The organism is Pseudomonas frederiksbergensis (assembly GCF_003732665.1).
GTDB classification, from domain to species: domain Bacteria; phylum Pseudomonadota; class Gammaproteobacteria; order Pseudomonadales; family Pseudomonadaceae; genus Aquipseudomonas; species Aquipseudomonas frederiksbergensis_G.
The window spans coordinates 35,076-47,975 of the sequence record NZ_MOBP01000012.1; the positions used below are offsets into that span (position 1 = coordinate 35,076).

Genomic DNA, 12,900 nt, shown 5'->3' on the forward strand with positions numbered 1-12,900 from the left:
AGGGAAACGTCGTCATGAAAATCGATCGCCCGCTATGGGCCGCCGGGGCGCTGTTGTCGCCGCAACAGTTCCAGCAGCAGGCGCGCTGGGAGACGTGGGCTAACGAGCAGCTCGCGTATCTGACCCTGGCACATCCTTGGGGAGTTCAGGCAGTGGGGTTTGACCCGCAGGCTTTGCGTCTGGGCAAACTCAAGGCGACTCAGCTCCGTGTGCGGATGCCCGACGGTACGTGGATCGATACTGAACAGGTAGACCGCTTGCCCTGCGCTTTGGAGCTGAGGCTTCTGCGGGTGGACGATGATCAGGAAGTGATCGTGCACCTGGCCTTGCCGCTCGAGCAGGCCAACGGCAACAACTGTCTGTTTGAAAGTGGCAGAGCCGATCGACCGACGCGCTATCGTCAATCGTGGCGCGAGGTCCAGGACATCTATGCGGACGAGGTGCAATCGATCGGCGTGTTGGAGCATGCGCTGAGCCTGCGTTGGCAGCATGACGACAACGCGGATTACATGACGTGCCCGGTCGCGCGTCTGGTGCGCGATGGGCAGGGTGCCTGGAGCCTCGACCCGGCCTATGTGCCGCCACTGCTGAGCTTTGCTGCGCACCCTGGGTTGATGAATCAGCTGGAAAACCTGTTGACGCAGTTATCCACCAAACGGCAAAGGCTCATGGGGATGCGTCGGGAGAGCAACCAGCGCATGGCTGACTTTGCCGTGGCCGATGTGTCGTTGTTCTGGCTGCTCAATGCCTTGAATACCTATCAGCCTGTATTGGCGGATCTACGGGAGTTTCCCGCGCGGCACCCCGAGCAGGTTTACCAGGAGCTGATCAAGCTGGCCGGCAGCCTGCTGACCTTCTCGTTGGAACATGATCTCGACAAAGTTCCGGGTTATCGCCACGAGTCGTTGGAGGCAGTGTTCCCGCCGCTGATGCACACCATCTCCCTGTTGCTGGAAGCCAGTCTGCCGTCGCGGGTCATTGCCTTGGTTCTGGAGGAGCAAGGAGCCAATCGTTGGCAGGTCCGGTTGAATGACCCTCGCTTGCGTGAGCCTGATGGTGCTGATTTCTATCTGTCGGTGCGCTGCCGTTTACCGGCGGCGCAGTTGCAGGAGCAGTTTCCGCGCCTGTGCAAGATCGGCACGCCTGACGCTGTCGATTACCTGGTCAACGCGGCGCTCGACGGTGTTCCGCTGCAGTCCCTCAGCCATGTGCCGGCAGCGATTCCGTTGCGTCTGGAAAATCAATACTTCGTGCTTGATCTCGCTCATGCCAAGGGGCGGGCAGTGCTGGACGAAGGGGTCTGCGCTTTCTACGTCCCAAGCACCTTGGCCGACGTGAAACTTGAACTGTTCGCGGTGCTGCGCTCATGAACCTGACCGCTTCCAAAGCACAGAACGCCGCAGTGGACATCGATGCCCTGTTGCAGGACACCTACCTGTTAGTGGTTGAGTTACGCCAGGGCGCCTCGGTGCAGCACAGCCTGAACCTGTGGCAGTTTTGCGAAGATCAGGTGGAGCAGGTGCGGCAGCGGCTCAAGTTGTCGGGCCTGAATCAGCGCAGCATCGATCACATCAGCCATGCTCAATGCGCGTTGCTCGATGAGACCGTGCTGACCTGTGCCAAAGGTGACGCTCACGCGTCTTGGGCTAGCGAGCCGTTGCAAGCCCGGTTTTTCAATCGCCATCAGGCGGGTGAATTTCTGTATGAGGACATGCGTGAAGTCTTGCGCGAGCCCGCGCCGGATCGCCAGGTACTGACGGCATTCCAACGGGTGCTGATGCTGGGTTTTCGCGGTCGTTACAGCGATCTGGCTGACCCCGAGCGTGAGCAATTAGTGGAGGCGCTCAATGCGCAGGTGGCGCCACTCAAGGCCAGCCAAGGCCTGATAACGCAGTCGGGCAATGGCGACCTGTTTGCAGGCCTGGCCTGGCTGCGATCACCACTGATCCATGGGCTGGCAGTGGTGCTGTTGCTCGCGGCGACATGGTGGGCCATGGATCATCTGTTGAGCAGTGCGATTGCCTCGCTCTTGCCTGATCAATCGTGAGGCTCGGATGACTCTCACACTGCAAAGAGCGCTTTGGCTGTGGGTGGGTGCACTGGTCCTCGCCTTGCTAGTCATTCTGCCGCTCACTGCCTGGATACGTTCCATCGCGGGGCTGACCACGCTGTGCGCTGTGTTGCTGGCCTGTGTTCTGGTGAACCGCCATGCCGCGCAACAACGTGGATCGCTAGGGCTGGTCGATCTCAAGAACTTGCCTGCGGCGTCGTTTCGGAAGCCGGTCGTATTGACCTGTGGTGATGGCCTGGATGGACTCTTCGGTGCGGTTTCCGAGGATCAGGTCGTCCTGCGTGTGACCGAGCAAGGTTGCTATGTGCGCGTGCCGAGCCTGAATCAATTGGTGCCCGTCAGCGATGGCCTCCTGGCTCTGCGTCCCGGCTGGGGCGGGCAACTCAGCGTGATGCTCATCGTCAACCCAGGCGCACACAGTGACGGAGGTGTACTGGGCGGTCAGGTGCGCACCTTCAGCCACCAAGTTACCGTGGCACGCAAGCGCGGGATCGAGTTGCCGCTGTTACTGGTGAGCTACCTGCAAACCTTGCACGGCGAAGAGCCATGGTTCAGTTGGGACTGCGGCCAGACCGACGCGCGAGTGTCTGACGAGGGGGCATGCGTGAGTTTGTCCGAGTGGCAGCGACAAACCGCTGACTCCTCCCTCCAAGCCGCCCGAATGCACGCCAGTATCCAACTGAACAGTGTGGTGGCCTGGCTGAATGACGCAGTGTTGCGACACCTCGCCATTCGCAACGCGCCTGGTTTGGCCACGGTTTGCGCAGTCAAACTGGTACCGGCACTGCCGCAGGCCGTGAAGATGAACCTGTGGCAGCAATGGTTGCACAGCAAGGTGGCGCTGGCTGACAACAGGCCGATCGTGGCGGACGCGGTCTTGCCGTTCCCGGACCCTTTGCTCAATCGGCTGCCGCTCCGCCCGCTGCGTTCTCCGTTACAGCGCGCTAGCGTTGCTGCGATGTGGTTGTTCGCGGTAGCGGGTGTCGTCGCACTCGCCAGCTCGGCGTGGCAGAACACTTTGCTGGTGCGCCAGATCACTGACGACTTGCATCGTTATGCCGCCATCGCGCAACCGGCCCATCGTGATCAACGCGAGTTTCTTCGGCGCGAAGAGGCCGTGACCGTACTGCGTCAAGACGCCCGGCGCCTGGATGCCTACTACCGCCACGGTGAACCCCTGGCGTTTGGTTTGGGCCTGTATCGCGGCGAGCGTCTGCGCGCGCCGTTGCTCGCGGTGCTGGCCAAACATGTTGAGCCTCCAGCAGCGCTGTCCACGGGAATTGCCGGACCTGTGCGGCTGGACAGCTTGTCGCTGTTCGCAACCGGCAGCGCTCAACTCAAGCCGGATTCAACCAAAGTCCTGATCAATGCGTTGGTCGATATCAAGGCACAACCGGGCTGGCTGATCGTTATTGCGGGGCATACCGATGCCACCGGCGACGCCGGCAACAACCTTCGGTTGTCCCACGCCCGAGCCAGCGCCGTGCATGACTGGATGCAGCACATGGGCGGCATTCCCGACAGTTGTTTTGCGGTGCAGGGCTTTGGCGCCAGCCAGCCGATTGCGAGCAATGACACCGAGGCAGGGCGTGCCACCAATCGCCGCGTCGATATCCGTCTGGTGCCGGAGGACGGGGCCTGTGCGCTCCCGACCGCTGGGCCGGACAGGCAACCTCCCGTCGCATCCCGCGACGTTTAGATCTTCGAGAAAAGGAGCTTCACATGGCAATTCCCGTTTACCTCTGGCTGCAAGACGATGGTGGCGCCGCCATCAAAGGTTCGGTGGACGTGCAAAAACGCGAAGGCAGCATCGAAGTGGTCGCCCAGGACCACAGCCTGTACATCCCCACCGACAACAACACCGGCAAGTTGACCGGTACGCGGGTTCATACCCCGTTTCTGTTTTCCAAGGAAATCGATGCGTCCAGCCCGTATCTCTATAAGGCGGTGACCTCCGGTCAGACCCTCAAGAGCGCCGAGTTCAAGTGGTATCGCATCGACGATGCCGGGCAGGAAGTCGAGTACTTCATCACCCGGTTGGAAAACGTCAAGGTGGTGAAAGTCGCGCCGAAAATGCACGACATCAAAGATCAGAGTAAAGAAAAACACAACCATCTTGAGCAGATCGAGTTGCGTTACGAGAAGGTCATCTGGACCTACAAGGACGGCAACATCATCCATTCCGACGCCTGGAGCGAGCGCCAAAGCGCTTGATGGGGATCGGCAGCAGGCGCGCGTTCGCCTGCTGCTTCCCGGTGTGCAGGATTGAGCGTCCGTGCGCGGGCGTTCAGCCAAACACATCGAGTTTCCATCCGCACTGACTTGTCGACGACACACCCAGATCCCAGAACCAGGATGTAACCGCATGGCACAGAACTCCACCCGATTGCTTCGCCGTCTTAACCCTTATTGCGCCCAGGCGCTGAGTGCGGCGGCCTCGCTGTGCCAAAGCCGTGCGCATGCGCAGATCACCATCGAGCACTGGCTGCTCAAGTTGCTGGGGCAGGGTGAAGGTGATCTGATCGTGATCGCGCGTCGCTACGAATGGAATCTGGAGACGCTGTGGCACGGACTGATCGAACATATCGATCGCCTGCCACGCAGTGTGCAGAGCAAGCCGCAACTCTCGGACCCGCTGCAGCAACTGATCAAAAATGCCTGGTTGCGTGCCTCGCTGGATGACAACAACGACAGCCTGCGCTCTGTGCACCTGCTGAGCGCGTTGATAGAAACACCTGACTTGCTGGCGTGCGAAGCCGCATGGCCGTTGCTCAGCCTCAGTGAGGCTCAGTTGCAGCGATTGATGGTGTTGCTGGATCAAACCTCTGAAGAGCGCCCCGAGTCGCAGGTCTCAGCCGTTTGGGACCGCGCCGCTGAGTCTTCCGGTGAACTCGCCATGCTGCCAACCAGTGCTACCAAGGATGAGGCGGTGCTGGACAGATTCACCCAGGACCTCACCGCCAAGGCCGCAGAAGGGACGCTCGACCCGGTGTTTGGCCGTGACGACGAAATCCGCCAGGTCATCGATATCCTCAGTCGCCGGCGCAAGAATAATCCGCTCCTGGTCGGCGAGCCTGGGGTTGGTAAAACGGCACTGGTTGAAGGACTGGCGTTGAGCATCGCCCAGGGCAAGGTGCCGGACAGCCTGAAGTCGGTCAGTGTGCGCACCCTTGACCTGGGCTTGTTGCAGGCCGGTGCCGGTGTCAAAGGCGAGTTCGAACAACGTCTGAAAGACGTGATCAACGCCGTGCAGCGCTCTGAAAATCCGGTGCTGTTGTTTATCGATGAAGCCCACACCCTGATCGGTGCCGGCAACCAGGCCGGCGGTGCCGATGCGGCCAATTTGCTCAAGCCTGCCTTGGCCCGTGGCGAGTTGCGCACCATCGCCGCGACGACCTGGAGCGAATACAAACAATACTTCGAGCGCGATGCCGCCCTGGAACGGCGCTTCCAGATGGTCAAGGTCGATGAGCCGGATGATGCCAACGCGAGCCTGATGTTGCGTGGTCTCAAGGCACGCTACGCCAAGCATCACGGCGTGCATATACAGGATGCGGCGGTGCAGGCGGCGGTCACGCTCTCACGGCGCTACCTGACCGGTCGCCAACTGCCGGACAAAGCGGTCGACCTGCTGGACACCGCCAGCGCCCGGGTCCGCATGAGCCTGGACTGCGAGCCACAGGCATTGACTCGCCTCAGCGCCCGGCAAGTGGCCTTGGAACTGGAGCGTCACGCGCTGGAACAGGATCAGGGGCTGGGTGGCTGCAGCGCCGATGAACGCTTGACGATGATCGCGGCCCAACACGCTGAACTGCAGCGCCAGCACATCGATCTGGAACAGCAGTATCAGCAAGAGCTGGACCTGACTCAGCAACTGATTGATGCACGCCAGGCGCAGCCGCCTCGGCGAGATATCTGCGAGCAGTTGCAACGGCGATTGAGCGACATTCAAGGCAACCGGCCGTTACTGTCTCTGGATGTCGACGCCCGATGCGTGGCGGAAGTGATTGCCGATTGGACCGGAGTGCCGCTGGGCAGTTTGCTCAAGGATGAACAGGCCAATCTCTTGATGCTGGAGCAGCAATTGGGCGAGCGCGTGATTGGCCAGGCGCCGGCTCTGAGCGCGATGGCCCAGCGCTTGCGTGCCGCCAAGACCGGGCTCACCGATGACAAGGCGCCGCTCGGCGTGTTCTTGCTGGTCGGCACCAGCGGCGTCGGTAAAACCGAAACCGCATTGGCCTTGGCCGACAGCCTGTTCGGTGGCGAAAAATCGCTGATCACCCTGAATTTTTCCGAGTACCAGGAAGCCCACACCGTCAGCCAACTCAAAGGCTCGCCACCCGGTTATGTCGGTTATGGCCAGGGCGGCGTACTGACCGAAGCCGTGCGGCAGCGGCCCTACAGCGTGGTGCTGCTCGATGAGGTGGAAAAGGCCCACAGCGACGTACTGAATCTGTTCTATCAGGTTTTTGATCGCGGTTTTATGCGCGATGGCGAAGGGCGCGAGATCGACTTTCGCAACACCGTCATTCTCATGACCTCCAACCTCGGCAGCGACCTGCTGCAAAGCTGTTTGCAGGAGCAACCTGATGCCCCGGACAGCGTGCTGCATGAACGGCTGCGGCCGATCCTGCGTGAACACTTCCAACCGGCGCTGCTGGCACGCTTCCAGACCCTGATCTATCGCCCTCTGAAAGCCGATGCCCTCACGCGCATCGTCGCCATCAAACTCGCCCAGGTCGGCAAGCGTCTGCAGCGTCATTACGGCCTGGATTGCCAGATTGACGATGCGCTGAACGCGGCCTTGGTGGCCGCCTGCCTGTTACCCGACTCCGGGGCGCGCAACATCGACAGCCTGCTCAATGAGCAGATCCTGCCGGTACTCAGCCAACAATTGCTTGAGCGTCGGGCGGCGCAACGGCGTACTCAGGGCGTGCGCCTGGGCTACTGCACCGCTGAAGGGATCAGCCTGCATTTCACCGATGTTCAGGGCACGGCTCAGTCCGTCGCGGTGGCAGTGTGAATATGCCCAACGGATTGCAGACTTTCTTCGACCACAGCCGTCACACCCTGAATGTGCGCAACGTCGAGGCGCGACTTGACGTCCTGACGTTTGAAGGCGAGGAGCGCTTGAGCCAGCCCTTCATCTATCGCGTGGAATTCACCTGCACCGAGCGTGACCTGCCCGCCGACGCCTTGCTGGGCCAGGACGCCAGTTTCAGCCTGCACGCGGCGCCGCAAACTGTGCCCCTCACAGGGTTGAGCACGCCCGAGGTCAAGCCGCTGCGTACGCTGCACGGCGTCGTCACTGGCTTCAAGCGGCAGTCCGGTTCCAACGACGAAGCCTGCTATCAAATCACCTTGCAGCCGCGACTGGCGTTGCTCGATCGCGGCCAGCAGTTCCGCCTCTATCAGCATCAGTCAGTGCCGGAGATCGTCGAAAGCATCCTGCGCAGCCGCCATGGTTTTGAAGGCCAGGACTTTCTGTTTCGCCTGCAACGCAACTACCCCAAACGCGAACAGGTGATGCAATACGGCGAAAGCGACCTGAGCTTTATTGCTCGTCTGCTGGCCGAGGTGGGTATCTGGTATCGCTTCACCAGCGATGAGCGCCTGAGCATCGACGTCGTCGAATTTTGCGACGACCAGCGTCACTATCAGTTCGACGTCGAGCTGCCGTATCGCCCGCAATCCGGGCTGGTCAGTAGCGGGCAGGACGCCGTGTGGCAACTGCAATCCAGCTACAAAGTGGTCGAGCAACAGGTGCATATCCGCGCCTACCAGCACCGCGACGCCAGTGCGCACCTGAGCGGGGCGATCGACCAGAGCCGGGGCGCGACCACTACCTACGGCGAGGCCTACCACTACGCCGAACCGTACCGCGTGCTCGGCGATGCCCAGGCCCAGGACGAAGACCTGCAAAGCGAAAGCGGCTACTTCTTTGCGCGCCTGAGGCATGAACGTTACCTCAACGATCAGGCTCGGCTGAGCGGCATCAGCAGCAGCGCGATCCTGACACCGGGGCAGGTGCTCAATGTCTCCGGCGGCGCACCGCAGGCCTTCACGCCGGGTGCGGTAATCACTTGCCTGAGCACCAGGGCCGCCCGGGATAGCAGTTTCGAAGCCACCTTTCAGGCCATGCCTTATTCAGAGACCGTGTGCTTTCGCCCGGCGCTGCTGCCCAAACCGCAAATCGCCGGCACCGTACCGGCCCGCGTCACCAGCCCGCAGGCCAACGACCCTTACGCGCATATCGATCTGGAAGGGCGCTACCGGGTGAACTTCCTGTTCGATCGCGATACCTGGAAACCCGGCGAAGAAAGCCTCTGGCTGCGCCTAGCCCGTCCCTATGCGGGCGACACCCACGGCCTGCACTTGCCGCTGATTCCCGGCACCGAAGTGGCCATCGCCTTCGAACAAGGCGACCCGGACCGCCCCTATATCGCCCACGCCCTACACGACAGCCAGCACGTCGACCACGTGACCCTGCGCAACTACAAACGCAACGTGCTGCGTACGCCGGCCAACAACAAACTGCGCATGGATGACACGCGGGGGCAGGAGCACGTCAAGCTCAGCACTGAACACAGTGGCAAGAGCCAGTTGAATCTGGGGCATTTGGTGGATGCCGAGCGTAAGAAGCGGGGGGAGGGGTTTGAGCTGCGCACGGATGGTTGGGGAACGGTTCGTGGCGGTAAAGGATTGTTCATCAGTGCTGATGCGCAATCCAAGGCCCAAGGCCAAGCCCTCGAAATGGCGGCGGCTATAGGGCGCTTACAGAAGGCGGGCGATCAACTGGAAGGACTTTCCAGTGATGCCCAGGCGGCCCACGCCACCCCAGCTTGCGTGCAAGCGCAAGTGACGTTCATGCGCGAGCAACTCGACGAACTCAAAGCCGCCGTGTTGTTGCTCAGTGCCCCCCAGGGAATGGCGCTCACCAGCGGCAAACACCTGCAATTGGCGGCGCAAGACAACCTGATGATCAACGCCGGTGCCGACGCCGATATCAGCGTGGTCAAGAAGTTGTTCATGGGCGTAGGGCAGGGGTTGAGTCTGTTCGTACGCAAGCTGGGCATCAAGCTCATCGCCAACCAGGGGCCGGTCAAAGTCCAGGCGCAAAACGACACGCTGGAACTGATGGCTCGCCATGGCCTGGAGATCATCAGCACCGAAGATGAAATCCGCATCGTCGCGAAAAAGAAAATCATCCTGAATGCCGGTGGCAGCTACATCACGCTCGATCAGAGCGGCATCGAGTCAGGGACCCTGGGGGACTACAACATCAAGTCGGCGCACTTCGACTATCTGGGGCCAGCTAGCATGGGGGCTTCGCATCCAGAATATCCACAGAGTCTGTCCAAACAACCGTTGCGGTTCAGCGTGCCGCAAACCCCCAATGCCTCCAGTCAAGGCTGGACAGGCATGCCCTACACACTCTACGCCGACGGCGCAGTGCTCAAGCAGGGCGTGCTGGACAAGACCGGGCAAGTGTTAATCGATCACGAGGTGGTGACCCAGCAGTATCGAATGGAGATGGCCAACGGAGTCAGCTACCAGATACCGGTGCCCAGCGATTATCGCAATGCCGAGCAAGCGACCCTGGCCAATGGTGGTTTGCACAACCATCTCTCGCAAACGGATACCGAGGTCAGCCAACCCACATCGCACACGGATCAACGTGCCCTGTACGCCGCAGTGATGAGTGTAATCAATGACCAGGAAGGGAAAATCTCATGACTCAACCCGACATCGTTGTACCCATCGCCTTGCAACACACCCAGCAGGCGACCTGTACGTCGCCCTGGTATGTGCAAAACAGTGAGTACCACCCTGTGGCGGCAACCTATCAACCGTTAATCAACGGTGAGGAAGCCTTCGAAGCCGTGCACCTGGCTATCGCTCAGGCCAAGAAATCCATCGATATCATCTGCTGGGGATTTCAGCCCTCAATGTACTTTATCCGCGACGGCAGTGCCCCGAGCATTGGCGCGCTGCTTAAGACCAAGGCTCAAGAAGGCGTCAAGGTTCGCGTGTTGGGATGGGAAATGCCGCTCAACTCTGCAGGCTTCGCGGGCGAGGCGAACCTGCCCGGTAAAGGTACGGTTCGTATCAAGGATCGGGCGCTGCAGAGTTCTACCCAGGCGCAATACGACGCTGACCGCCAGTGGTTTTCCGACTGTGCGGTTGCGGACGGTAAGGCCGCTCATCGAGCAGCGGACAGGATTCCCCTGTTCGTCAGTCGCGGTTTCAGCTTGGATGAAAGGTCCAGGATTGCCGATGAGGTGAAACATGAAAGTCTCGACCCGAAAATCAGTGGAAAAATGCGGAGCACACTTAAGTGGACCGTTACGCATCATCAAAAAAGTGTCCTTGTAGACTATGAATTGCCGGATAGCGCCGTTGGCTTTGTCATGGGCCACAACATGCTCGACGAGTACTGGGACACTGACCACCACTCGGCGCTGAACCGCGTCGAAGGCAGCAAGCCTGCGCCCAACAGTGGCCCGCGTGGTCACACTCCACGGCAAGATATTTCCAGCCAAGTCAGCGGGCCGATTCTGGAACACCTACACCATAACTTCGCCTCCGCCTGGCTCAAGGAAACCGGCGAGGACTTACTCAATCTGCGCCAGGCCAAACAGGTTGGGCCACAATTGCAATGCACTCCTGGCGCCACCCGGCAGTTGGCCCAACTTGTGCGCACCCAGGCGCAAGCGGGCAAGCGTGATATTGAGAAGCTCTACCTTAAGGCGGTCAACAACGCGACCCAGTTCATCTACATCGAGAACCAGTACTTTCGCTGGCCGCCGTTGGCCGAGGCCATCAAAAACGCGGCGGAAGTCCAGACCCGCAAAGGGCGTGATCCGGGCCTGCATGGCGCCTTGCACCTGTTCGTGATCACCAACGCGACTAATGACGGCATGGGTGCGGGCACTGTGAACACCCAGCGCATGCTCGAAAGCCTTGGCCGCGCCGAGACCATACCCGAGGTGACGAAGCTGCGGCTCATCAAACAGGCAAAAGAAGATGCCCCACCCCGGCCACGACCTGATCCGCGCGATCACGTAGGGCAGATGGAACTGGCTAAAAGGCAGGCCGAGCTCGATCAGCAAACCCAGGAAATCCAGGACAGTACGATTCGCCCGCAGGAGGTGCCTGGTTTGAAAGTCCACCTGTGCTCGCTGGTTGCCCCAGATTCGCCGGCCGGAAAGCCGTGGATGCCGGTGTACATCCACTCCAAGCTGATGATCGTCAATGACGTGTTCACCACCCACGGCTCGGCCAACATCAACACCCGCAGCATGCAGGTGGACAGTGAGCTGAACATTGCCCATGAATGGATGAGTGTGACTCAGGCCATGCGGCGCCGGTTATGGAATCTGCATACAGATAAGAGGGGGGCGCAGGATGATCCGGAGGCGGCGTTCAAGGCTTGGCAGAAAATCATCAAGGACAACAAAGACTTCCAGTCAAACAAGTTGACGCCCGACGCTCCGCTCGTCGAATTCTATTACGGCGAAAAGACCTTGAAGGACCTCGACTGATGCGTCTGACTCTCTTGCTCTCAAGCCTGCTGTTGACTGCTTGCGGCACTGGCAGTGCACTGACTTTTCCGACGAAGGACACGCCCTTGAACCCGCTTACCGAGATCAAAACCAATCTGGCGTTTACTTGTGTACACGAGCAGATCCCTGCGCCGTCCGCCGAGGCCGATGAGCTGTTCCTGTACGCGCGCTGGTTGCAGAAGAACAACCAGCTCAAACAGGACAAGGCGGTCGACATGGAGATCGAACGCCTGTACCGCATCGCCGCCGAGAACGGTCATTACAAGGCCAATATCAACCTGCAAAACGGCACTATGCGCGGCCACTTCAAGCTCCGTGGTGCGGAGCACCTGCACCTAAGCCAGCAACTGATCGACGCGAATGTGGCGACCGGGTACTACTTTATCGGCCTGTTCCTGAAGAACGGCTCAGCCGGGTTGAAGCAGGACCCGGAAATGTCCCTGCGCTATTACCGCACGGCGGCTGATCAGGGCAGTGCCCAAGCCCAGTACGTTCTGGGGGACAAGCTCGCCCCCATCGACATTGCGCCGGATGTTGCCCAGCAGATGCGCCGCTGTGCAGCCGAACAGGGGCATGGCGATGCGGCTTCCGACTTAGCTGTCAATCTCAAAAATAAGGGGCAGTATCGGGAGGCGGTCGAGGCATTTCAGATGGGAGTGATGGCAGGTGATGAAGGCTCTGCTGGCTGGTTGGATGACGCCTTTCGCGGCCCACTTCCCTCCAATAGGTCCGATTACCTCGCCCAACAGGCAGACCTTGAGCGCGCTGAACGCTATAAAACCATCTGGAGGGTGCTCGCAAGATACTCATATGCTGACCCCAAAGTCCCCGAGATCAACGAAATTCTCCCGTTGCCACCGGCCAAGCTGCCCGCTTGGAACGGCAAACTGCAATGGCTGGAAGCACGCCTGGCCAACATCCCGCCGCCAAAACCGAGCGAAGCGCTGATCCAGCGCTTGGCCAAGGCCAAGCTGCTTGAGCCCGCGACCGGCAAACCCACGCCTGATTCCCCCGCGTTCATCAAGGTCAGCTACCCGGCACCCACTTGCTTCAGCGGCCAGGCCTGTCCGCAGACCGGCTACTGGCAGGCAATACGTGTAATTGGCTCGCCTGGCTTTGAATTGGCACGCGGTGACGTGCGCCGTTTCGAGAAGGATCAGCTCATGCCCACCCTGAACGTCCGGAGGCGTGACATCCGTTTCCTGCTGCCCGACAGAATCACCGTCGGTGAGGAAAACATCGAATGGCAACTGTTGGGGTAAG

The 12,900-nt window shown here is 60.3% G+C and carries 8 protein-coding genes; all 8 read left to right on the forward strand.

Translation table 11 applies throughout. The features are described 5' to 3' along the window. The first annotated feature begins 14 nt into the window (after nt 1-14). Nucleotides 15-1,370 carry a type VI secretion system baseplate subunit TssK gene (gene tssK / locus BK665_RS17915; protein WP_123407760.1) on the forward strand — a complete coding sequence of 452 codons (1,356 nt, stop codon included), beginning with the start codon at nt 15-17 and terminating at the stop codon, nt 1,368-1,370. Further along, nucleotides 1,367-2,047: a type VI secretion system protein TssL, short form gene (tssL, locus tag BK665_RS17920; RefSeq protein ID WP_123407762.1), complete on the forward strand. Its 681-nt coding sequence runs from the start codon at nt 1,367-1,369 to the stop codon at nt 2,045-2,047. The genes tssK and tssL overlap by 4 nt, the downstream gene beginning before the upstream one ends. Before the next feature lie 7 nt (nt 2,048-2,054). After that, the gene (locus tag BK665_RS17925) at nt 2,055-3,770 is read left to right on the forward strand and encodes an OmpA family protein (RefSeq protein WP_123407764.1); all 1,716 of its coding nucleotides are present in this window, start codon (nt 2,055-2,057) and stop codon (nt 3,768-3,770) included. 23 nt (nt 3,771-3,793) lie between these two features. After that, on the forward strand, nt 3,794-4,285 hold the full coding sequence (locus BK665_RS17930; protein ID WP_123407766.1) for an Hcp family type VI secretion system effector: 492 nt from the start codon (nt 3,794-3,796) through the stop codon (nt 4,283-4,285). A 151-nt stretch (nt 4,286-4,436) separates the two neighbouring features. Then, complete coding sequence (tssH, locus tag BK665_RS17935; protein WP_123407768.1) at nt 4,437-7,094, forward strand: type VI secretion system ATPase TssH; 2,658 nt, start codon at nt 4,437-4,439, stop codon at nt 7,092-7,094. Nucleotides 7,095-7,096: 2 nt separating this feature from the next. After that, nucleotides 7,097-9,808, forward strand: coding sequence for a type VI secretion system Vgr family protein (locus BK665_RS17940; protein ID WP_123407770.1), 2,712 nt, complete (start codon nt 7,097-7,099; stop codon nt 9,806-9,808). Next, a complete protein-coding gene (locus BK665_RS17945) occupies nt 9,805-11,616 on the forward strand; it encodes a Tle5 family T6SS lipase effector (RefSeq protein ID WP_123407772.1) in 1,812 nt (603 codons plus the stop codon). Before BK665_RS17940 ends, BK665_RS17945 begins: the two co-directional genes overlap by 4 nt. Next, nucleotides 11,616-12,899: an SEL1-like repeat protein gene (locus BK665_RS17950; protein WP_123407774.1), complete on the forward strand. Its 1,284-nt coding sequence runs from the start codon at nt 11,616-11,618 to the stop codon at nt 12,897-12,899. The genes BK665_RS17945 and BK665_RS17950 overlap by 1 nt, the downstream gene beginning before the upstream one ends. Nucleotide 12,900 lies beyond the last annotated feature (1 nt).